The organism is Haloferula sp. BvORR071 (genome assembly GCF_000739615.1).
Classification (GTDB): domain Bacteria; phylum Verrucomicrobiota; class Verrucomicrobiia; order Verrucomicrobiales; family Akkermansiaceae; genus Haloferula.
Genome location: NZ_BATP01000056.1, coordinates 59783 through 81317, shown reverse-complemented (window position 1 = coordinate 81317; position 21535 = coordinate 59783). Strand labels below are relative to the sequence as shown.

25 protein-coding genes are annotated in these 21535 nt (G+C 63.0%); 11 read left to right on the top strand and 14 right to left on the bottom strand.

The features are described 5' to 3' along the window. Positions 1-5: 5 nt before the first annotated feature. Both BV071_RS26775 and BV071_RS26770 read left to right on the top strand, forming a co-directional pair. Complete coding sequence (locus BV071_RS26775; RefSeq protein WP_265594944.1) at positions 6-1721, top strand: carboxypeptidase-like regulatory domain-containing protein; 1716 nt, start codon at positions 6-8, stop codon at positions 1719-1721. 234 nt (positions 1722-1955) lie between these two features. Further along, positions 1956-2186, top strand: a complete 231-nt coding sequence (locus tag BV071_RS26770) for a hypothetical protein (RefSeq protein WP_035613934.1) — start codon at positions 1956-1958, stop codon at positions 2184-2186. Between the two features lie 182 nt (positions 2187-2368). Here BV071_RS26770 and BV071_RS26765 read toward each other — a convergent pair whose 3' ends face one another. Together BV071_RS26765 and BV071_RS26760 are read right to left on the bottom strand one after the other, a co-directional pair. Further along, on the bottom strand, positions 2369-2989 hold the full coding sequence (locus BV071_RS26765; RefSeq protein WP_035613931.1) for a dihydrofolate reductase family protein: 621 nt from the start codon (positions 2987-2989) through the stop codon (positions 2369-2371). Beyond that, entirely contained in the window at positions 2986-4161 is a 1176-nt protein-coding gene (locus tag BV071_RS26760; protein WP_035613928.1) for a hypothetical protein, read from the bottom strand. Before BV071_RS26760 ends, BV071_RS26765 begins: the two co-directional genes overlap by 4 nt. Before the next feature lie 187 nt (positions 4162-4348). Here BV071_RS26760 and BV071_RS26755 point away from each other — a divergent pair, with 187 nt between their 5' ends. Then, the gene (locus BV071_RS26755; protein WP_035613925.1) at positions 4349-4747 is read left to right on the top strand and encodes a hypothetical protein; all 399 of its coding nucleotides are present in this window, start codon (positions 4349-4351) and stop codon (positions 4745-4747) included. Positions 4748-4888: 141 nt separating this feature from the next. Here the strand turns inward: BV071_RS26755 and BV071_RS26750 are convergent, their stop codons facing one another. The 7 genes from BV071_RS26750 to BV071_RS26720 all read right to left on the bottom strand — a co-directional run bounded on the left by BV071_RS26750 (position 4889) and on the right by BV071_RS26720 (position 9858). Continuing rightward, positions 4889-6088: a hypothetical protein gene (locus BV071_RS26750; protein ID WP_035613922.1), complete on the bottom strand. Its 1200-nt coding sequence runs from the start codon at positions 6086-6088 to the stop codon at positions 4889-4891. A gap of 207 nt (positions 6089-6295) precedes the next feature. Further along, on the bottom strand, positions 6296-7522 hold the full coding sequence (locus BV071_RS26745) for a hypothetical protein (protein ID WP_035613920.1): 1227 nt from the start codon (positions 7520-7522) through the stop codon (positions 6296-6298). Between the two features lie 137 nt (positions 7523-7659). Continuing rightward, positions 7660-8034 (bottom strand): hypothetical protein, encoded by a 375-nt coding sequence (locus tag BV071_RS26740; protein WP_035613917.1) that lies wholly within the window; start codon positions 8032-8034, stop codon positions 7660-7662. 131 nt (positions 8035-8165) lie between these two features. After that, on the bottom strand, positions 8166-8537 hold the full coding sequence (locus tag BV071_RS26735) for a hypothetical protein (protein WP_035613914.1): 372 nt from the start codon (positions 8535-8537) through the stop codon (positions 8166-8168). Between the two features lie 74 nt (positions 8538-8611). Continuing rightward, the gene (locus tag BV071_RS26730; protein ID WP_035613911.1) at positions 8612-8983 is read right to left on the bottom strand and encodes a hypothetical protein; all 372 of its coding nucleotides are present in this window, start codon (positions 8981-8983) and stop codon (positions 8612-8614) included. 18 nt (positions 8984-9001) lie between these two features. After that, positions 9002-9355: a hypothetical protein gene (locus BV071_RS26725; protein ID WP_265594943.1), complete on the bottom strand. Its 354-nt coding sequence runs from the start codon at positions 9353-9355 to the stop codon at positions 9002-9004. A 197-nt stretch (positions 9356-9552) separates the two neighbouring features. Beyond that, positions 9553-9858 carry a hypothetical protein gene (locus BV071_RS26720; protein WP_035613906.1) on the bottom strand — a complete coding sequence of 102 codons (306 nt, stop codon included), beginning with the start codon at positions 9856-9858 and terminating at the stop codon, positions 9553-9555. A 222-nt stretch (positions 9859-10080) separates the two neighbouring features. Between BV071_RS26720 and BV071_RS26715 the strand changes: the two genes are divergently transcribed. Beyond that, on the top strand, positions 10081-10455 hold the full coding sequence (locus BV071_RS26715; protein WP_035614210.1) for a glutaredoxin: 375 nt from the start codon (positions 10081-10083) through the stop codon (positions 10453-10455). 102 nt (positions 10456-10557) lie between these two features. Here the strand turns inward: BV071_RS26715 and BV071_RS26710 are convergent, their stop codons facing one another. The 3 genes from BV071_RS26710 to BV071_RS26700 form a co-directional block, all read right to left on the bottom strand. After that, positions 10558-11013 carry a hypothetical protein gene (locus BV071_RS26710; RefSeq protein ID WP_265594942.1) on the bottom strand — a complete coding sequence of 152 codons (456 nt, stop codon included), beginning with the start codon at positions 11011-11013 and terminating at the stop codon, positions 10558-10560. A 149-nt stretch (positions 11014-11162) separates the two neighbouring features. Beyond that, complete coding sequence (locus tag BV071_RS35840; RefSeq protein ID WP_265594968.1) at positions 11163-11564, bottom strand: DUF4826 family protein; 402 nt, start codon at positions 11562-11564, stop codon at positions 11163-11165. A 229-nt stretch (positions 11565-11793) separates the two neighbouring features. Continuing rightward, positions 11794-12921: a serine hydrolase domain-containing protein gene (locus tag BV071_RS26700; protein WP_052573923.1), complete on the bottom strand. Its 1128-nt coding sequence runs from the start codon at positions 12919-12921 to the stop codon at positions 11794-11796. A gap of 115 nt (positions 12922-13036) precedes the next feature. Between BV071_RS26700 and BV071_RS26695 the strand changes: the two genes are divergently transcribed. Further along, positions 13037-13885 carry a hypothetical protein gene (locus BV071_RS26695; RefSeq protein ID WP_035613895.1) on the top strand — a complete coding sequence of 283 codons (849 nt, stop codon included), beginning with the start codon at positions 13037-13039 and terminating at the stop codon, positions 13883-13885. Between the two features lie 13 nt (positions 13886-13898). Here BV071_RS26695 and BV071_RS26690 read toward each other — a convergent pair whose 3' ends face one another. After that, positions 13899-14510 carry a hypothetical protein gene (locus BV071_RS26690; RefSeq protein ID WP_265594941.1) on the bottom strand — a complete coding sequence of 204 codons (612 nt, stop codon included), beginning with the start codon at positions 14508-14510 and terminating at the stop codon, positions 13899-13901. Between the two features lie 106 nt (positions 14511-14616). Here BV071_RS26690 and BV071_RS26685 point away from each other — a divergent pair, with 106 nt between their 5' ends. From BV071_RS26685 to BV071_RS26670, 4 genes are all read left to right on the top strand, one after another. Next, on the top strand, positions 14617-14874 hold the full coding sequence (locus BV071_RS26685) for a hypothetical protein (protein WP_035613891.1): 258 nt from the start codon (positions 14617-14619) through the stop codon (positions 14872-14874). Further along, the gene (locus BV071_RS26680; RefSeq protein ID WP_265594940.1) at positions 14871-15278 is read left to right on the top strand and encodes a hypothetical protein; all 408 of its coding nucleotides are present in this window, start codon (positions 14871-14873) and stop codon (positions 15276-15278) included. The genes BV071_RS26685 and BV071_RS26680 overlap by 4 nt, the downstream gene beginning before the upstream one ends. 109 nt (positions 15279-15387) lie before the next feature. Beyond that, a complete protein-coding gene (locus tag BV071_RS26675) occupies positions 15388-16671 on the top strand; it encodes a hypothetical protein (RefSeq protein WP_265594939.1) in 1284 nt (427 codons plus the stop codon). A gap of 135 nt (positions 16672-16806) precedes the next feature. Then, the gene (locus tag BV071_RS26670) at positions 16807-17166 is read left to right on the top strand and encodes a hypothetical protein (RefSeq protein ID WP_035613885.1); all 360 of its coding nucleotides are present in this window, start codon (positions 16807-16809) and stop codon (positions 17164-17166) included. A 222-nt stretch (positions 17167-17388) separates the two neighbouring features. Here the strand turns inward: BV071_RS26670 and BV071_RS26665 are convergent, their stop codons facing one another. Continuing rightward, positions 17389-18606: a hypothetical protein gene (locus BV071_RS26665; RefSeq protein ID WP_035613883.1), complete on the bottom strand. Its 1218-nt coding sequence runs from the start codon at positions 18604-18606 to the stop codon at positions 17389-17391. Positions 18607-18746: 140 nt separating this feature from the next. Between BV071_RS26665 and BV071_RS26660 the strand changes: the two genes are divergently transcribed. Then, positions 18747-20222, top strand: a complete 1476-nt coding sequence (locus BV071_RS26660; RefSeq protein ID WP_265594938.1) for a hypothetical protein — start codon at positions 18747-18749, stop codon at positions 20220-20222. Next, positions 20219-21478 carry a hypothetical protein gene (locus BV071_RS26655; protein WP_035613879.1) on the top strand — a complete coding sequence of 420 codons (1260 nt, stop codon included), beginning with the start codon at positions 20219-20221 and terminating at the stop codon, positions 21476-21478. The genes BV071_RS26660 and BV071_RS26655 overlap by 4 nt, the downstream gene beginning before the upstream one ends. Positions 21479-21535: the final 57 nt, after the last annotated feature.

Sequence of the window (21535 nt, the reverse complement as noted above, 5' to 3'; positions counted from 1 at the left end):
TATGAATGAGGACCGTCTGCTTGCTCTTGATGTTGCTGCTCGGGATTGCGGATTCCGGAGCGCAGGAGGCGGGTTGGACGCCGCTGCGGATCGAGGTGAAAGACCAGGATGGGAAGCCCTTCGATCGCTTCGGGTATTCCTACACACTGGTCCACGCGGGCGGTAGGCTTGCTTCGCCGGAGGGACAGGTATTGCCGAGTGAGGATGGCTGCATCCGGGTGCAGGCACCGGCGGCGTGTGTGATTTCCTTCAGCCTGGATCACCGCGAGGTGATTGCCGGCTATGACAGCGGCGGCACGGCGGTGCGGAAGTCGGGCGAAGCGACGGTGACGGGAACGATTCCCCGCGGGGTGACGGTGCGGGGACAAGTGATCTCCGCAGCGGACGGCAAGCCGGTAGTAGGCGCGAAGGTGATGGCGATGAAGCTGATGATCCCGACCTACGTGCCGGATGAGAAGCGGGTGCATCTAACAGATGCGGAGGGCCGCTTCGAGCTGCCGGGAGTTTCGGATGTGGCAAAGGTGAGCTTCAGGGTGGAGCATGCGGACTTCGCGGTGAAGGATGTGCCCCTTCGTGGCCAGCAGTTCGCCGATGCGGTGGAGGTGAAGCTGGAGGCTGGCGAGACGGTGCGCGGCTTCGTGCGGGATGCGGATGATGATCCGCTGGCGGGAGCGAAAGTCTCGGATGGCAACGGCAAGGAAACGCTGAGCGCAGAGGATGGTAGCTTTGTACTGCGCGGCTTGAAGAAGTGGGATCCAGGCAATCTCTGGCGATTGACCGCGATCAAAGATGGCTATGCGCCGGGAAGCTTCCACGAGGAAACGATCCGGTCCGCCGGCGCTTGGATCCGCCTCGCACCGCTACCGGAGTTGCGCGGGCAGGTGGCCTTTGCGGATGGTAGTCCGGTCACGGAATTCGTGGTGCGATGTGGGCCGGGAGACAGCCCCGCGGCGGTCAATTGCACGGAACTGCAGGTGAAGGACGCGGCGGGAAGCTTCGTGATCCGGCCGAAGAGCATCGAGGAATCGGGACGCTACTGGCTAGGCATCCGCGCGGTGGGTGCGGCGCCTTGGGAGCAAGTGGTGGTCGAGGGAGGCTCCGGCTGGAATGGTGGGAAGATCGTGCTGCCTGCGGGGCGGAAGCTCAGCGCGCGGCTGGTGGTGCCGGAGCGGGCTGCGGGGCCTTTCGAAGTGCGCTTGGAGGCGGCTGCCCGTGGGGAGGAGAAGCCGGCCCCGTTTGGGGCGCGCTTTCGCTTGGCGCTGGTGGAAGCCTCGCTGCGGCGCGGGGAGCCGCTGGTGATCGCGGATCTGCGACCGGGAGCTTACGTGCTGAAGGTCCGCGGCAAGAACGCGACACCGTTGGCGCTGCCGCTAGTGGTGAAGGCGGATAAGGATCTGGATGTGGGTGAGCTGCGGCTGGCGGGCACGGGAGTGCTCTTCGGCCGGGCACTGGAGCAGTATTCGAAGACGGAGCCGCTGAGGTTCGCACGCGGGTTTATCCAGACGGAAGGATTCGGGTGGGATGATTACCCCTTCCATGGCTTGGAGTTCTGGACGGATGGGGAGGGCCGTTTCCGGGTGGAGGGAGCGCCGGTCGGGAAGGTCCAGGTGGCGTTCCGGCAGATGGCGGGCTGCTTGGTGAACGATCAGTTTGGGCGGGCGGAGCTGGCGGAAGGAGAGGAGCGGGAGGTGAAATTCGCGCGGCCCGGGAGGGATAAGTGAGCCGCGGATGGTGCTGATTTTCAGGGAACCGCGGGAAAAGACCGGGGAGAGGCACCACGAATCGGGCGGATGCGGCGAATGGGAGATGGCAGAGGCTAAGCACGGAATACACGGGAGATGGTGGATCCCGGAGTCCCGGCTGCCATGGCGGCCTCGGTGCGTGGGCGTTTGGTTGTTTTCGGGAATCCTTGCCGCTTGCCATTGCGGGGGGATGCACCTACATCCGGCGGCGGGATGAAATTGACCACGCTCTTCGCTGCCGCTGCTACCGGGCTTTTCCTTTGCTCTGTGTCCTGCGAGCGGCATTCCTGGGACGAGGTGAAGAAGCTTCACGAGCAGCACGGCCACGGCGGTCACCATGCAGGTGGCGAGCACGCCGAAGGCGCCGAGCATGCAGAAGGTGCTGAGAAGCATGAAGGCGGCGAGCACGCTGCTCCGGAGCACAAGGTCGAGGAGAAGCACTGAGCTTCTTGGCGACTGCCTGTTTGAGCAGATCTGTGAAGCACGTGGCAGTCTCTGCGGAGGGCGGACACTTCTGTCTGCCTGTGGCATGAGGTGGCGCTGGCTTGGAAACGATTCAGAATGGGCGGCGTGTGCCCGTTCGCAGGCGGACAAGAGTGTCCGCCCTCCACAGGGCGCTAGGCTTGCTAGGGCACGCGGCGGTAGCTGAGGAAGCACTCGCCGGTATCGGGCTGCGGCTCGAAGTGAGTGAGCTCGTAGCCGCGTGAGGCGGGTAGGAAGTCGGCGGGAATGCCGGTGATGGTGGGTGCCTCGCGGCCGCCGAAGAGGGTGTGGCCGGCCCAGGTGAGGTGGATCTCATCGATGAGGTCCTGGGTGGCGAGTTCGCGGACGAGCTCCCCTCCCCCTTCGCAATGGAGGTGGCGGATGCCGGCGGCGGAGAGTTCTGTTAGAAAGTCGCCCAAGCTGCCGCGGTGGATGGCGATGCCCGGGATGGAGGGTGCCTCGGCCTCGCTATCGGTGATGAGGAGATGGATGGGACCGCCGGGGCTGTGGAAGAGCGGGTGCGCGGGATCGAGGCGGCCACTGCGGGAGACGATGCAGCGCCAGGGATTCGCCGGGGCGGCCATGGTCATGCGGTCGGCCTCGAGGGTGCCGCGGCCGACGATGAGGGCATCGGCACCTTCACGGAGTTGCTTGAGCCGGGCCTTGTCGGCGGCGGAGGTCCAGCCGGAGGGACGCTTGGCCGCGCTGGAGATCTTGCCATCGGCGGAGATGGCGAAGTTGATGCTGATCGTGGGGCGGGTCATGAGGCCATTTGAGGACCACTGCTTGAGCGCTTCGCGAGTAGCTTGCTCCCTTTTGCGAGTATCCAGAGACCGAGGGCCGGTCCAGCCAAGATTAGCAATAGAGAGAATCCGGGATTCCTTTCCATCCACTGGCGCAGGGGCAGTTCGGGGAAAGGCGGTTCCTGCCAGCTACTCCAGAAGTCCGGCTGGGTATCGGGATGCATGCCCTTGGCGAAGCGTTCTTCCTGATAGGCGATCCATTTTGCTTCGCGTTGCTTGGCGGCGGCGCGGGCGTGCAGGTAAAAGCGGTCGATCTGCTTCTCGCCAGCGACCGTGTCCTTGAAGTTGAAGGGCTCCCGATATTGCCCGTCGACCTCCTTGGAAGGATGAAGCGAAGTGGCTCCTTCCGCCAGCAGCTCTTGCACCCGCAGACGGGCCAGCCGTGCCAAGGTCCCGTTTTTCTCGGCACTCAGACAGACCTGCAAGGTTTGAAAAACATCAACGCTTTCCCAAGCGGCGCCGAGTTGGACCAAGCCTGTGATCCCCAGGCGCGCTTGCTCCAGGGTAAATTCTTTCGGCATCTGATCGACTCCCAGATGCATGCGGATACTCGTTTCCAAATTGAGGAAATTCGCATCGTGATAATCGTCCGCCACGGGATCCGGGTTGAGCAACCAGCGGATCAGCATGAGCTGGAACTTCTCCCGGCCGAAGTGGGCGTCGGGGTTGATCTCGAGGGCACGGGCGATGAAGTCTTCGGATGTCCTGAGATCGGCGAGGTCGGCATTGCGCTCCGCCTGCGGCATCCCGATCCAGCGGATGAGGTGGAAGGTGCCGGTATTCGAGAGGTAGCGGTAGCGGGCTTCGGCAGTGGTGCTGTCCTGCGGGAGGGTATCGAGGATGGCTTTCTTCAAGGTCATCCAGGCGATGGCTTTGGTATGCTGGCCGAGGCGGCTGGAGGCGACGGCTGCGTCATCGTAGAGGTCTAGTAGTTGCGGATCGACGGCGAGCTCTTTGGTCACGCGGTCGAGGCGCATCTGATAGTAGTGCGGCGGGTAGCGGTCGAACCAGCCGACGATGGCATTGACGGTATCGAGCTTGCCCTTGGCCTCCTCCTCGAGGGTATCGCGGTCCCAGAGGCAGGCGCGGGCGCCGGAGATGCAGAGAAGGAGGATGGCTAGCAGGCGGAGCATGATGAGAGGGATTCAATCTAGCCCGATGGCGGCGTGAGCCAAGAGAAGATGGGGAGAAGGACGGATGAAGATGATGAGGAGGAGACCGGATGGGGGTTCCGGTTCGCGTGGGGGGCCTTGTCCCTAAAAAGCAGCTTTGCGGTGACGGGTGCCTTGATTTTCCAAAACCAAAGCGTTTCCGTGAAGCATGAAGAAGCCGCTGGTGATCGCTCTGGCCGTTGTGATGCTTGTGGCCATGGTGATCGGGACGGTGGTGCTTTTTTGTGTGCCGATCCGCTTCCGGGTCGAGGCCTGGTCCCCTTCCGGGCGAACCCTTGCATACGGGCTATGCTACGAGGGCAGCGAAGCGCCTGCCCTGGATGGCTGCCTGCGCTTGTTAGTGCAGCAGGACGAAGGGATGGATGCGAGACAGCAGACCTCCATTCCCTGGGAACGCGATCTGAAGATCGGCTGGAAGACGGGCCACGAGGAAGAGGTCTTCGTGGTGGAGAAGGGCGGGCGCGCGCTGATGGAGTTTCAGCTGGGGAGCGATGGGCTCAAGTGCATCAAGGGCAAGGAGCTGCTTGCGGATGATCCTTACCGATGAGATCGCAGCGGGTGTGGGGCTTGGTCCCGCTTCTGAAAGAAGCTTGCCCGCGAAATGACGTTCGGAGGGCGACACTCAATTGACGCTTGGAGAACAACACTTCCTTGGGGGCTCCGTGCTTCCGATTGCACGCGCCTTCTGTTAGTCGGCCTCTTGCGCAGTGGGGATGGGACGGGGCTTTCGTTTCGCCCGGACGATGAGGCTGACGATCGCGGCGAGGACCAGCAGTCCGATAGTACCGAGGACGAGAATGAAGAAGCCTATGGGATTGCGCTCGATTTCATCGCTGAAGCCGCGCTCGGGTATTTCGGGGAACACGGGTTCTTTCCAGGCAGACCAGAATTGCGGGTGAGTGTCGGGATGTTCGCCCTTGGCGAAGCATTCTTCCTGATAGGCGAGCCATGCCGTCTCGCGTTCGGTGGCGGCGGCGCGGGCGCCTTGGAAGTAGCCAGCAATCGTACTCTCGCCATAGATCATGCCGCTCTCCGAACCCTCGGCGGCGAGCTCGCGGATCGCTGCGGAGGGATGCAGCGAGGTATTGCCCGCCTTCCGCAATTGCTCGAGGCGCAGTTCGGCGAGCTTGGCAAGGTAGTTGCGGTGTTCGCCGCCGAGGCTGGTTTGCAAAGCCCGGAAGGTATCCACACTCTCCCAAGCAGCGCCAAGCTGGATGAGGCCGGTGATGCCACGGGTGGACTCAGCATAGGTGTAGTCCGCGCCGCCCTGAGGCTTTTCCTGCCCTTCGCCGCCGTGGTTGCCTGCGGTGTTCTGGCGGAGAAAGTTGCTGTTTTGATACCGCTTGTGATCCAGCGCGGGATCCAGCAGCCAGGTGATGAGCATGTGCTGAAACTTCTCGCGGCCGAAGTGGGCGTCGGGGTTCAGTTCGAGGGCGGCGGCGATGAGCTTTTCGGATTCGCGGAGGTCCGTTAGGTCGGCATTGCGCTCGGCTTCCGGCGCGGTCATCCAGCGGACGAGGTGGAAGGTGCCGGTGTTGGAAAGGTAGCGGTAGCGGGCTTCGGCGGTGCTGGCGTCCTGTGGCAGGGTGTCGAGAATGGCCTTCTTCAAGGTCATCCATGCAATGGCCTTGGTGTGTTGACCGAGGCGGCTGCAGGCGACGCCGGCGTCATCGTAGAGATCGAGCTGTTTGGGATCGGCGGTGATTTCCTTGGTCACGCGCTCAAGGCGCATTTCGTAGTAGTGCGGCGGGTAGCGGTCGAACCAGCCGATGCTGGCTTTGACAACATCAAGCTGGCCCTTGGCTTCCTCAGCGAGGGTATCGCGATCCCAGTAGCAGGCGCGGGCGCTGGAGATGAAGAGGAGAAAAATGAAGAGGAGGCGGTTCATGGTTGGGAAGATTTCAGCTAACCACGGATGGGCACGGATTTACACGGATGAAGAGATGGGATTTCGGTCGGGGCGAGCCAAGCGAGAACTTGGATGGCGTCGTAATGAGAAGCTCCGCCCGCAAAGCGGCGATGCTCGCGCGCACTCCAAGAGCGGCTGCGCCGCAAAGGGGGGGACTGGATATGACAGAGGAGTCGGCGGGGTCTCTCACTCCGCCGCGAGGGCGCCGACGCGCTCGCGCGCGGCGGGATCCCTGGCCACTTGCAGGAAGCCCTGCACGGCCAGGGTGCGGGTTTGGCCTTCCGGCAGTGCGGAGATCCAGCGCTCCGCAGCGGCTTGGTCTTCGAAAGCCCACTGGTTTCCCAGCGCGGTGATCTGCTGTGCAGTCTTGTCCGATGGGAGTCGCGGCTCGATCCAGTGGATCCAGTCCAGTGCGGTCTGCGGATTCCGTGGCAGGGAGATTCTCTCCAGCAGTATCCCCCGCTCCGCATCGCTGAGGTCGGAGGCCTGTAGCCAGGGATCAACCTGAGCGGGTGACCACGCAGTGAGGCGCTCGCCCAAGCCGGCCACGATTCCGGCACGCAGCCCTGCGGTCTGGGGACCATCGCCGTATTCCGCGTGGATTTGCTGGAATGCAGCCATCACGGTCTGTGGTTCGGCGCCGCTGGCACTGCCACAATACGCGATCTGCCTGCCGGCTTCCTGGAGGTCGGCGGGCATGCCGAGTTGCTTGATTTGCGCCAGCGCCAGCTCGGGACCACTGGCGTATCTGAGCATGGACTGCCTCAAGAGGTCGAAGTCCCGGCTATCTGGCCCGCCGCAGAGATCCGAGTGCTTCAGGATGAAGTCGCCCATCGTTTCACAATCCCAGCGGGCACCCGAGTTGATCGTGTTCATCACCAGGAGCGTGCTGTGGCCGCGTGGAAATTCCGGCAGGAGTTCCTCAATGCATCCCAGCACCACTTCCAGCTCCTGACGGCCTGCATGCTTTTGCTCCTTCATCCAGGCGATAATCCCGTGGACCGCGATCGTGGTCCGGGATCCGAAGTGGATCGTCTGGTCCTTCCCCATGGCGAGCAGCACGATCTGGAATTGCGAGGCATTCATGGCCGCCAATTCATCCAGCAGCTCGCGGGGAAATGCCTCTCCCTCGTCGGCCATCCGCGTTACGGGGAACTTCTGCGCGGGGCCGCGCATGCGCTCTATCAGATCGAGGGCGGCCTGGCGCTCGGCGGCTGAAAGCTTGGCATCGGTCCGGTGGTGATCGGTGCCCGCGGTGGTGGCGCTTGCGGCAGGCTCCCGGGCGGAGGCACGGATGGGTGCTGGACTGGGTTCCCTGTCTTCCCGCTTGGCGGGCCGCAGTGTGAGTAGTGCAGAGATCGCGAGCGCGAGCACGGCAGCCAAGCCAGCGACGAATTTTGCGGAAGGCTTCATGGTAAGGGCCGATCCTAATTGCCATCGAGGACAGGAGATCGCTGCGGACGAGTCAAGGAGGCCGGGATCACAGAGGGCCGATTGACGCTGATTTTACACGGAGGGAAGCGCGGAGTGCGGAGGTCGGGCTACGATGCTTACCGTAGGATGATCAGGGCGGCGTAGCCGGAGATGAAGAAGTATTCGGCGGCCCAGATGGCGAGGCGTTCACCGGGATCGAGGAAAGACGAGTGCCAGACCCGGATGGCGATGATGAGGTAGCCGATGGCGCCAGCGAGGGCGGAGAGGACGACGAGGAGGCAGAGCAAGCTGAACCAAAGGGGGCCGCTGGGTGGGATGGGATCGATCCCCTGCCAGGTGCAGAGGGCCCAGTTGATCGCGCCGAGGATCAGCGGGGTGCTGCCGAGGGCGATGACTTCCGCGAGGTGGCGGGTGAATTCGCGGGAGCGGAAGCGCGGCGGTGGCGGCGCTTGTTCTTGCGGGATCGCGGGTGCCTCGGGAGTCGATGGCATTGGATCACGCTAATGAGGCCTCACAGGAAGTCCAAGGAGGATGCTGTGAAATTCCGGAGAAGGGGCGATGCTCGTGCGCACTCCGATAGCGGCTGCGCCGCAAAGGGGGCACGGGTTCTGTTAGGTGGAACTCAGAACCGGATGAACGCGGCGGAGCTGATGCAGCCACCGAGAAGGAAGAGGGCGCTGAGGAGGAGGGCGTGGCACTCGGCGCGCTGGAGCCGGGGGTGGCTGTAGGCCAAGGTCAGCAGGATGAAGACGAAGGGAAAGGCGACACCAAAAAAGGTGCGGTGGCAGTCCGCGAGGACGCCGTCGATGAGCTCGCCTGCCTGGGCCCAGCGGGTGGCCAGGGTATTCTGCGCGAGGAAGCGAAGGTAGAGGAAGACGACGGGCAAGGTGCCGGCAAGAACCAGGGCGGTGAGGTAGCGGACGAAGACCGGCGAGCGGTAGCGCTGCGGGCTGAGAACCCGGGCGGGATGGGAGGCGATGAGTTGGCTGGTCATATCACATCACGTTATGTCCGGGGACTACGACTGGCAGCATTAGCACTGGAGCCGGGCGAATGCAACCTGTCCGGCTAGCGGATGAGCATGAGGGAAAGCGGCGCGGAAACGAGCAGGCCGAGGGTAAGGAAAAGGATGGCAAAGCGGAGTATCCAGCGTTCGCGGCGCTCGAGTTGCTGGAATTCCACGACCATGCTGAGAAGCCCCAACAAGAGGAGGAGGGCGAGTGGGATCAGGCAGGCTCCGGCGATGGCGAGTTTGACGCCAAGTTCGTCGAGGAAGGATTGAGGGTAGGCGTCGCCCAGTCGCACGATGCCGAATCCGAGCAGGATGAAAGCGAGGGGCAGAGCCGCGAAGACAGCGGCGAGGATGAGGTGCCGGACGAAGGGACGTGAGCGGTAGCGGAGCCCGGGGGCGGGATCGTCACTGGTGTCCGTGGGGAGCATGGTCTGAGGGAGGACGAATCAAGGAGGGGTGTCCCAACTTGCGAGTAAGATAATGCCGGCAACGTAGCCCGCGACGACGAAGACAGAAACCATCACTAAGGCAAGAATCTCACGGCGGCCGATGTAGCGATCATAGACGGCTTGCATGATCACCACTAGGAAGGCGGGGATCATGAAAAACCCGGCGCAGATCTGCAGGGAAACAAGGAGAAGGACCATCAACTTCCCCACCTCGCTTTTTACGCCATCGGGTCCAAGCAAGAATTCGAAGGCGGCCTCGAAGAGAGCGATGAGCAAGGGCGCGACCGCGAAGAGGGCGATCTTGAAGAGCGGTCGGATGAAGTCGGCCGAGCGGAAGGGTTGAGGAAGCATTTCCTCATCCAGAGGCTGGGACGGCGAGGGAAGAGGATCCGATGGATGCCAGGTATTCATTTCACTGCGAGGGCCGACGGTGGGATAGGTTCGCACGCGTCAGATATCGCGGTGAGGGAGGATCGGTGAAATTGTGGTGAAAGCCGCTGGATCTGGCTGGGACTTGGGAATGGGGCGAGCGGGGCCTCACAGCGGCATCAGGCGAGCCACCAGTGGACGGCATCGAAGGGATTCGCGATCCAGATGGCGGCGCTGCCGGTGGTGAGGAAGGCGATGGCGCCGAGGGTGCGCCAAGCGCGGGGGCGATTCCCCCAGGCCATGAAGGCGGCGATGGTGACGCCGATGCTGGTGGGCAGGAAGGCGGTGACGGCGAGAAGGGTGAGGCCGTGGAGGATGGAGGAGAGGCCGGAGATCGCCATGGGGCGGTGCAGCTTCGGGTCGGGGGCATGGCCGAGCCAGAGGCAGGCGGCGAGCCACTCGAGGGTGAGGCAGATCACCGGCATGACGGACAGGAGGCAGGCGCAGAGGTAGATCCAGCCATCGTCGCGGGTGACGATGGGGACGGTCGCGGGGGACGACGATGGAGATTGGAGATTGATGGTGGAGGATTGAATAGGAGGGCCGCGGTTTTGGGGAGTTTGTTTTGTGGGGGCCTTGGTGGAGGCTGGATTTTCTACGCTATTCCCGCACTTGCCGGGGCGGGAGATCCGGGTATGCTGCGCGCCATGAGCAAGCCCCAACCGGAAATCACCGCCTATTTGAAGACCTTCTGCGGCTGGAGCGAAGGCGTGCGCGCGATCATGCGGAAGTATGACCTGCAGTTCGAAGAGAAGGACATCATCAAGAATCCGGCCTTCCGCTGGGAGATGGAGCAGCGCAGCGGCCAAGGCCTCTCCCCCTGTGTGGAGGTGAATGGCACGATGCTGGCGGATGTGTCCGGCGATGAGGTAGAGGCTTACCTGATCAAGAACGGCCTGCTGGAAGCCAGCGAAGCGGAGGCGGATGCGCCGACGAACTCGGCCTGCAGCGATGAGCAACACGCGGCGATGGCACGCGGGGAGCTGCCGAAGATCCCGGGGAAGATCCGCTTCCTCGATTGATTGAGGAAGGAATCGTCAAGTGATTTGGGGAAGGACGGCTTGGTGCCGTCCTTCTTTTTTTGTGCGGACAGAAGTGTCCGCACTCCGCAGGGCGCTGACAGGTCAGCGGAGGAGGCGCTTGCAGGGTTCGCAGAAGTAGAGGCCGCGGATGCCTAGAAAGTAGGCAGCCGTGCAGCCTGGGCACTGGATCCAGCCATGGTTGAGGTGGATGGCGGGAAGTGGCGGGCCGTCTGCGCTGACGCCGGTCCAGATGCCATCGCTGAGAACGATATCGACCCAGTAGGAGCTCTGATAGCCGCAGGAGTCGCAGGTGCCGAAACCAGCCGCGATTGGTTCATCGGCGGGAAGGCGGAACTTCTCAAGTTGCTCGTCACTCCAACGGATCTCCTCGTCGACCATCTGGCGGATCGGGTGGGCGATGCCTTGGCGCCAGACGAACAGGGCGTGTCCGGAATGCTTGCCTTGGAAGCCTTCGAGAGCTCCTTCAGCGCACTTCGGGCAAGCGATCGAGGGATCGGGGATAAATTCGTCGAAGAGGCCCATGCCGGAGGAAATCACCAATCGCTAATCTTCCAATCATCGAGTGGCGCGCGCTCCGCGGAAGGAAGGGGTTGAGGGCAGTATGGGAGGGCGGCAGGTTTGCCGTTCTTCTTTTTCTGTGCTGACAGAAGTGTCCGCTCTCCGCAGGGCGCTGGGATTGGGGCGAGTCAGTAGCCGTCCCACATGTCCTCGTCGTCGGCGCACTCTTGCAGGAGTTCGGTCCGCTTTTCGAGAATGGGTGCCATGGTGGGCCAGAGCTCGGGGCGGCCGATCTTGGTGCGCGGGTGTTCCCTGCCTTCGCGCATGTGGGCGGCGACGTCGAGCCACTCACGGCTGAAGTGGCGCATGGCATCGCGCGGGTGGTAGCCGCTGCTACTACTCATGTAGTCGGTCGGCAGGTCGCCGCTGATCGCCCACCAGCCGATCTTGCCGGCGGTCGTGACCGACTGCACGGCCCAGAGGGCGAGGTGGGGATCGAGGAGGTGAAAAGCGGGCCAGGTGGCGACGCCGCCGTGTTCGCAACCCTGGGCCTGCAGGTAATTCACCACCACCTCGTGCTGCTGCCGGATCCAGCGGATCTCTTCGCTTCTGTCTTCAGCGTCGGCGGGATTGGAATCGGAGGAGATCGGAGGAGATCGGAGGAGATCGGAGGAGATCGGAGGAGATCGGAGGAGATCGGAGGAGATCGGAGGAGATCGGAGGAGATCGGAGGAGATCGGAGGAGATCGGAGGAGATCGGAGGAGATCGGAGGAGATCGGAGGAGATCGGAGGAGATCGGAGGAGATGTTAGGGGCAGCCTAGGTAGAAAACAAGGCGCGAACCATGTCGGTACTCTTCGGCCCGGGGAAGACGTTGAGCTCCATCTGGTTCATGAGATAGGCGAAGCTGAGGCCGCTATCGGGATCGCCGAGCGCGTGGCTGCCGCCGGCACCGGGGTGGCCGAAGGCCTGGGGTGAGGGGCCGTAGAGTTCGCGGAGCTTGTGGCCATTTGCGTCCACGGGATCGAGCTGGCAGCCGCAAGAAAAGGCAGTGGGGCGGACGAGCACGCGGTCATCGCCGCTGATACGGACTTGGGCGAGGGCCTGCCTGACCGCGTCTGTTAGAGGCGAGGCGATGGCACCGATGGCAGCTTGGTAGAACTTCGCGAGGGCGCTGGCGGTGCCGATGCCGCCCATCGCGGGCAAGCCGGCGGACCAGGCCTTCGGGTCATTCATCTCCTGCACGGAGTGAAGGCCGCGCGGTGAGCCGAAGGCGCGGCGGACGATGCTGCCCTCGGTATTGAATTCCTTGTAGAAGCCACTCTGCATGTCCTCCGCGCCGGCCTTCCCCGGGTAGAGGCGGGCGACGCGGTGGTGCTCGCTTTCGGGCAGGCCGATCCAGAATTCAAGGCCGAGGGGCGCGGCGATTTTCTCGCGCCAGACCTGGCCGAGGGTTTGTCCTGTTAGACGGCGAACCGGTTCATCGACGAGCGCGCCGAAGGTGCGGGGATGGTAGCCGTGGCCGTCGCCGGGGCGCCATGCCGGCGTTTGCGCCTCGATGGCGGCGATGACATCGGCGTGATCCCATACGGAGGCCTTGCGGTCCAGGGCTGCGAGTCCGCACTGGTGGGAGAGCAGATGGGCGAAGGTGGCTTCCGCCACGGGGAAGGCGGGCCAGACTTCGCGCACCAGGGTATCCGGGCCGAGGCCGCGTTCATCGAGCACGAGCAGGAGCGTGGCGGCGGAGGGGCCCTTGGTGGCGGAGTAGACGGGCGCGAGGGTCTGCGTGGTCCATGCCCGCTGCTGCTCCTTTTCGCACCAGCCATGGCCTTCCGAGAGGATTTCCTCCCCCCGCCACCAGACACTCACGGAGGCGCCGATCTCGCCGCGGGTGCGGAAGTTTTCCTCGAAGATAGAGAGCAGTTCGCCGAGCGCGGATGGAGACACGGGGGAGAAATGACTAATTTCTAAGCTCTGATTTTCAAACGAATTCGTGGCGGCTTGCAGATCCCGCGGGGACCGTCATGGTGGGATGATGAATCCCCGGCCAATCGTCGTGCCCATGTTCCATGCGACCCAGTCGGGCTCGCACGAAGGCAGTTTCCACATTAGCATCAATGATGATACGCACTCGGAGAACCAGCAGCTCCGATTCACGCAGTCGCTGGGCCTCATCTATTACCCAGTGCAGGAGAAGGGCATCCTGTGTTACTCGACAGGATATTGGATCTGGGGGCTGATGCTGGAAAGCCTGACCCTGAGGACCCGGAGCTACTGTGGCGCTCTGTCGAAGCATGGCTGCGAGCGCCTGCTGCAGGAAGTCTGCGAGCTGCCGCTGAAGGAGCTGGACGTGGGTAAAGAAGACGGGGACCAGCCCAAGGGTTGTTTGAGGATCAACGGAAAATCTCACCCGATCACGGCAGGGCCTCAGCGGGAGGCCCGGCGGAAGTGGCAGGACTTCTTCGACAATGGATTGAAAACCTACGCGCCTGCTGACCAGTGGAGGGAAAACATCCGGACGATCGAGGGCGAGGGCGTGAAGCCACTCGAGCTCGACTTTGCGACCTTGCTGAAAAACCCCGCGATCTATGACGGCAAACGGATCGCCATGAGCGGCTACTATCAGCACGGATTCGAGAACAGCAGCTTCTCCGCGAGCAAGGACGAGTTCTGGCACGACGGGAACTGCGTCTGGCTCGGGGGGATGTCCCGATACGCCGAGCAGAAAATCGAGCGATACGATTTCGGCGACACGCCCATCAGGGTGGAAGGCACTTACGACTTCTGCAATGGCTGCGGCGGCCACATGGGCGGGTGGCGGGGCGAGCTGGTGAGGATCACGAGCATCCAGCCGATCGAGGCGGGAGAAGAGGAGGAAATCCCGGCGCCCATGCGATACCACTCTAGCTGAGTGCCAGTCAGGACTACTTCTTGCCCTGCTCTTGGTCCTTCTTCTCCGCCACGAGCCGGAGTTGGCCGAGAACGTTTTGCCCCTGATAGAACAAATGCACGTAGGGGCTGCTCTCGTCCTCGATGCCGGCTAGATCCGTCTCAAGCATCCTGACGCCATCGAATCCCAGGAGGTAAAAATTCACGCGGCCCGCAGCGGGGTATGGGAACTCCTTCACCGGCTTGGCTGCGTCGAAATGTTTGTCGGCAGCGCGGACCGCGGCCTTGGCAGCCCCGGCGACCCTTTCGTGGGGCTCGCCGCCGATGATCCCGTAGCTGGAGGTGGTGTAGAGGCTCGCCGCACCCGTGCTCATGGAAAGGATGGTGGCCGTGGTCTTGCCCAAGGGCCACTCCACGAGCACCCCGTAGATGCGGGGAAACTCCGGGCTCGGCGCGATGCCGAGGTCCTTTGCGGTTTGGGAGAGGATCTTCTTCCGCAGCTCGCGCCCGGCATCCTCGGGCTTCGCGTCGGCGGGCTCGGGTGCTGCGCTTGGGGCCGGTGCAGGTGCAGGTGTCTCCTCGTCTTTTGCCCGGGTGCCGGAGAGTAAGGAGAAGAGTCCCATGATGGTCAGGAGAGTGGTTCGCACGAGTCGAGTTTGGCTGAAGATAGGCATGCATGTCGATCCCACGGATTTCCGGAGTGACATAAACCGCGCCGGGCGGTTCAAAGCTGGAGCGCATGCGCATGCTTTTATGGGCCCAGTCTTCTTCATCTACCTGATCGGCACCATCCTGCTTTGGCTGGGGTGGATCCGGCCGTATTGCATTCGCAACCGGCAGGGCTTCACGCCGGGTGCGAATGTGGGGGTGACGATGTGGGTGGATTGGGAGCAGGCCGGGGAGATCGCGAAGGCGAAGGGTGACCACGGGATGCTGTGGGCGTGCCGGGCTTTCCTGGCGCTGCATGTGATGGTGGCGGTGGGTTTTGTGGTGACGATGCTTGGAGCATGAACGGCATCCTTCCACGATACGGCTGCACGGCATGTGACTTCAGCACTGTCGCTGGTTGGTCGCACCAGGCCTTTGGCAGCTATGCCTACTGCCGCGCTTGTGCCGCGTTTCTCATGTTTCACTCCCGGACCTCGGAGTGGGCACCGGAACCCGGCGAGTCTCTCCGCGTCCGCCGCTTCCACGATGGGAAGTGGCGGGTGACGGGCTGGTGGTTGCCGCCCTTCACCGGGACCTCGCATCCGTCGGAAGAAGTCTATCAGGCATTCCTCGCCACGGTGCTGCCGGACCTGGTTTGCCCCACCTGCTCCACCAAGGGGCAGATCACGCCACGCCCGGAGGAGGATGAATCTTGTCCGGCCTGCCGTGCGGGCAAGCTGGTCGCGCGTGGCTCGATTATTCCCTAACGCATGAGGTAGGTTCAAGGGACTTGGATTTGAAACCGCGAATGGACGCGAATTTTTGAGATGCGGGTGATGAATTGCCTTCAAGGTGGGCTGCGGGCACAATGGCGGTGTGAGGAAGCTCTTGCTGTCGTCGTCGTTGTTCCTGCTGCCGGTCTTGGCTCTTGCTGCTGCGGATGCACAGGAGGCGGCGCCTGCCGAGGTGCCCGACCAGCGGCTGGTGGAGGTCATCTACGCGAATGACGATCGGCCGCAGACGGAGGACTTCCACACGGTGTATACTTTCTGGCTTTCCAAGCAGGGCACGGGAAACGAACGGGAGATCTACAACTGGGCGCACCAGGGTGGCGGCGGCACGCAGCCGGGCGGTCAGGAGAATGGGGACAAGTGCCTGGCGATCTTCAAGACTCTAACCGAGCCGGAGAAGCTGCCGGAGAATTCGAACTTGGTGGTGACAGTCCGCTGCTTCGAGGATGGCCGTTGGCTGGAGAAGCGCTTTGATGTGGATGCGCTGCCGCCGGATGTCTTCAAGATCACCGACATCGCGGCCTATCCCGGGATGAAATTCCCAACGATCCGTGAGAGCCGGGAGCGGGAGGCGAAGCGGAGGCTGTGTGAGCTTTACCTCGATCTTTCTGACCAGACGAAGAGCGCGACGCTGGACTACGACTATCGCCAGCATTTGGAGATCCGTTGCCCCGAGCTGGGGAAGAAGCTGCGGATCAGTTACTCGGCGGGCTACGAGTTCCGCGGGGTGCACCAGGACTCCTTCCGCTTCACCACGCATGCCCACAGCGGTGAGGTATCGGAAGATGTGGTCGCAGCATTCCTCGAACAGCTGCGGAAGCTCCCGGTGGAGGGCCTTGAGAGCGTGGGTGCGGAGCCGCGCCGCTGCTATGGCTTGATCATCCTGGATGACCAGCGGCGGGATGTCAGAGCGTCGGCGGATCAGGCATCACGGAAGGCATGGCAGGCCTGTGTGGAGGAGTTCCTGAGACAGCATGTGCCGCAGGAGCAAATGAAAACCGCGACGCGGGAGATGGAGGGCGAGACGGTGAAGGCACAAGCGATCGACTTCCCCACCCTGCTGGCGAATCCGGCGCGCTACGATGGCAAGCGGGTGCGTTTGAGCGGGTATGCCGAAAGCTTCGTCTGGACTGAATTCGCGCCGGCCAAGGAAGACATCGGGAAGGACAACTCGAAGCGTTCGATCTGGGTGCTGGAGAGTTCGCCCTTCGCGGATCCGGCGCGGATCTCAAAGGCGGAGAATGGGGTGATGACGGTGGAAGGGAGCTTCCTGTGGTTCAATGATGAGCGGCAGGGACTCGGCAGCATAGTGGCGATCACGGAGAGGCGGCCGGTGGTGGTGGCAGCAGAAGAGAAGAAGGCGGAGTAGGGAGATTTCCTAACCGCGAATGGGCGCGAATTTTGAAGAGACGGGTAAGTGAGCTTGCTTTGCCTATGGGATTGTTTGAGGCGTGAAGGGTGTTAGCTTGCGCGCAAGATGTCGGGAAAATCTCCTGAAGAGCGGATGGAGGAAGAGATCGGAGGACCAAAAAACCAGCCCCCGTCTGAGGACCGGTTCCGGGAGGTTTGGGATCGGATCACCCCTTACGACGCGGTCCCGCTACTCAGGATTCCGGACTCGGATCCAAGGGACTTCTCGACTGCGGAAGCATCGCTGGATGCCTACATGCTTGATGAGGTCGTTTGGATCCATGCTCCCGGCAGAAATCCGAAGGGGGTTTTCGGGATTCGTGACAAGGCGAAGAGCATCTTCGCGATCCTTGGCGAATGCCGGGAGTTCGTCGTGATTCGCGAAGATGGCAAAGGTTACTGGGCGATGACCGAGGAGGAGTATGAGTGGCTGGTTTTCACAGGGGAGGATTGAGTTGCGGGTGGACAGGCAGAAGATTGGGGTGCTTGGAGCCGTGTGATTCGCGGTGATACTCCGGCGAGAAGCAAACGAAATGGCTGGCGGTGCCGGAGCGGTGGGGCTGGTTCATTCTGATAGAGCAGCGCGCCGTGAGGATGCACTCGAAAGCTGTGAATGATCCCAGCAGTCCGAAGGCGGCTGCGCCGCGGGCATGGGGCAACACGAAGGTTAGTTTCGCTACTTGGCTGGCTGGGCTTCCTGCGGGAGATCCTTGAGGCTGCGGTCGCGGAATTTGCCGCCTTGCTCGGCGATGAGGTCCCAGGACTTGCCGCTGTGGTTGCGCTGATAGATGCCGGTGACGTCGATGTGGCCTTCCGACATGGAGACGGAGACGAGATCCGCATTGATGATAATCACGTGCTCGGCACGCCATTGCAGGTTTGCGCTGGCATCGTTCGCGGTGATGAAGCCGGGATCCTTGCGCTGGTGGAAGTGGGCGATGAATTTGGCGCTGTCCTCGTAGATCTCCGGTTCAGGCGGTCCTCCGTCGCGACGCGGGCTGGAGTCCGTGGGATTGTAAATCGCCGGCCAAATTTCTTCGATGAGCGGCGCGGGACCGGGCAGCAGGAGCTGCTCCCGCACGGCTCGAAGGGCTGGCTGGTAGCGGGCGTCGATCTCCGCGGTGATGTCGTAGGCGGTGCGGTCCTCGTAGCTGGCCTGGAGCGAGGACAATGGGATGAGCCTGGCGATGCTGCGTGCCGCGACGTCGATGCGGGCCGCTTGCATCGCTCCATCGGGCTTGCAGAGGATGAGCAGGATGTTTTTGCCATCGGGCGTCCAGAGCGGCTTGGTCATCGCCAGGGAGTAGAGCTGGACGGCGGGGATGTGGGCCGAGGGGCTCGAGTAAGCAACGACCTTCGCGAGATCGCGGGCCATGGCGGCGGGCTCGATCAGGTAGAGGGTGTCCATTTCCTTGCCGGTGCGGCTTTCCCGGCGGGGCGCGGAGCGGTAGGCGATGGCGGCCCAGCTCTTGCGATCGGGAGCGGTGCTGCAACTGGCGACGTAGTTGGAGACGAGGACCTCGCGGGTCTGGCTATCGATGACGGCGACGCTTTCCTGCCCGGCAGCGCTCGATGCCGCGGCGGTGGTGAAGACGAGGAAGCGGTCGTCCAGCCAGTAGCTCTGGTCCCCGGCGGCGAGCGGGAAGCCGATGAAGTGCATCTCGCGGTCGATAGCGGGAACGGTGTTCCAGACAACGGGCTGGCCATTGACGAGCCAGCATTGGTGATCGAGCTCGCGCTTTTGGTCTTGGATGAGGGTTTCGACCTTCGAGTCGGAGCAGGTGACGGTGACGGTGCCGGCAGGGTTTTGCCAGTGGCTGATCGATTGGGCTGGCGCAGCCTCCTCCGCGAAGAGGGGAAGCGCCAGAAAAGGGAAAAGAAAGCGAGCGAACATGGCGTGATGAGAATTACCAGTCACCAAGTGCAAATCTTAGAGCAGGTCTGTGAAGAAGAGATGAAGTCTTCAATCTTCTCTTCCCCGGACGGCGCGCGGCCTGTTAGGGGATTGGGATGAGCCATCCTCTCCGTAACATCTTGACCCACGCTCTGGCGCTGGGTGCGGGTTGGGCGATCTACCAAGCCGGCGGGACGAGCGATGGCGACAGGAAACCCGCCCCGGAATCGCAAGTCTCCGGGGCAGAGCGGAGGAATGAGCTTTCAGCGGGAGCGGCAAAGGTTTTGGCTGCGGCGAAGGCTGCGGCGGATGAGACCTTCGTGCCCGGGCTGAAGCAGGAAGCGAGGACAGAGGCGATGAAGCGGATCGGGTCGATGAGCCCCCCGGCGGACATCGCGGCGGCGCTGGATACGCTGGCGCTGTCATATGTGGTCGAGCCGGCTGGAGATCGACCGGACTCCCCGGAGGCGGTGGCCTTGATTTATCACTGGCTGGGGAAGGATCCGGAGGAGTTCTTCCAATGGGCGAAGTCGCTGGACGGCCCGACCGGCACGATGGTGCGGCAGCAGTTTTGGAAAGCGGTTGAGTTGCAGTTGAAAGCAAAAGGCGCCGCCGCGCTGCTGCCGATGCTGGCGAGCGCAGAGAAGACCGGCATGGGACGGAGCGTGGCGAACAGCTTCGCCCGTGTCGTGGCGCTTGAAGCGGATCTGGACTTGATCGCGAAGGTGAAGTCGAGCGCGAGCAAGGAGAGCTGGAATGAGTTTATCGGTAGCCTCTACCAGACTTGGCCGGCGGAACGTCGCGCCGAGTTCGCGAAGCTGGCGGCGGCGGAGAACAAGCCGGGACTTCTGACCTACTTCAATCCCGGAAAGCCCCGCGCCGAGTGGTTGCGGGAGCTGATGGCGGACGAGAGTTTACCCGCTGAATTCCGTGAGGGCATCCGGACCAATCCGAAACTCCAGGAGACCTTGGCGAGTGACACCACGCTGAGCCTGGAGGAGCGGCTAGCCTATGCCGGCAAGCAGGACGACGCGCAGTCACGCGCGGAGATCTGCCGGCATGATGTGGATCAGGTGCTGGGCAATGACCACGATTGGCCGCGCGCCTTCCGCCGTGGCGAGGCGACGGCGCAGGAAGTTCTGGAGGCAGTGCGGGCGGCCACGCCGGAGCTGGCGGCGGCCAGTCCGGAAGCGCTGCGGGATCGCGTCTTCGAGCGGCTGGTGGGTGAAGATCCCGCCGGAGCGATGATCTTGCTGGCGGACTTGCCGGCGGCTGAACGCAACGCGCGGGTACTGCACACCGCGCTCCGGGAGTTCGACCACGCGGAGCCCGACCGCTTTCTGGAACTGCTGCAGCAGGTGCCCGCGGATACAGAGGCGGATCGGGAGGCACGGCTGGATGCTTGGAACCGCCGCAGTTGGCAGAACGATGAGGAAGAGCGCGAAAACTACACTACTTGGGTGCAGGCGTTGCCACCGGGGATCGATCGCGAGATGGCCCTGTTCAGTTTGGCACGCGTGGTCGCGGGGAGGTATCCGGACTTGGCTGAGAGCCTGCGCGCGCAGATCACGGATGCGGAATTGAAGCAACGAATCCCCTCCCCTTCGCAGCCATGAAGACGAGTTCGCATCTGCCCCGGGTTTTCACCCACGTGCTGGCTTTGCTGGCCGGCCTGGGCTTGGCTGCGTTGGCATCGCGCGGCGGAACGAAGACGGAAGTCCCAGGCAAGGGGCCGGCACGAAGTACTACGAATACCGGAGCAGAGGCCGCTAACCGCAGCGCCGCGCGAGGCGGCGGGAAGACCCGGGCCGATGAATATCGCCAGGCTTGGGACGACCTCGCCGAGGAGACGATGAGTGCCTCACGCCGCGCTGACATCCAGTGGCGACTGCTCAAGGCGTGGGCAATGGTGGATATCGAAGGTGCTCTGACGGCAGCCAAGGAGGAAGGATTCCTCAATTCGAGCGGGGCCTTCGACGAGGCCTTCATGGCGAATCCCCGGGAATCGTGGACCGCGCTGAGAAAGCTGGGCCTGGGATCGATGGAGCTGACCACACGCTGGGCACAGATGGTCGCGCTGAAGGATCCCGATGCGATGATAGCGGTGCTCGGGGAGATGCCGCCGCGGCTGCGGAGGGATGCGGCGGGCTTCCTGTTCGAGGATGTGGACAGCGATGAAGCCGCAAACAAGCTGAAGGAGAAGGTGCTGCGGATCGACGCCAGCGAGGAGGAGATGGAAATGCACCTGCGGCAGGCTTGGCTGAGTGCACCGCTGTTGCCCGAAGACCGCGTGCGGGTCGATGGCTGGCTGGATTTGCCCGCGGGGACGGAACGCCTACATGCGATGACCGGTTGGGCCAGTGGCCTGCGCTACCAAGATCCTGCAACGATCGGCGCTGAATGGGAGAAGATACCGACGGCGGACCGGGCGCAGGCGGCGCGCTTGCTTCTGAATCAAGTGGGCAAGCAATTGCCGGGAATCAGATTCGCGGTCGATCGCGCGATCGAGGGAGGCCAGTGGCAGACCCTGCGGGACAATGGCGGAGCGGAGTACTTCAGCTCGCAGTTGATGAAAGGCGAGCCGGAGGAACTGGCGCAGTGGGCGCTGACGCTGCCGCATCGCGAGGAAGTAGGAGGCTATTTCGCGGATGCGATCCTGCCGAAGCTCACGAAAGATCCCGAAGCGGGCCGGGCATGGCTGGAGAGCCTGCCGGAAGGGAGTTGGCAGAGGGATGAGGGATACGCCGCCCTGGCGCAGGAGACACTGAAGAAGGGCGGAGATTGGGAGGCGGTGGTTGAAGAGATTTCAGATGCCGAGATCAGGCGGAGGGCAGAGGAGAGGAAGAGGGATTGGGAGGTCAGGAAGAGATAAGGGCTGCCAAGGGGCCGTCCGTGGAGCGGGCTGCCGGGGACCGCTCGTCCGCACAGA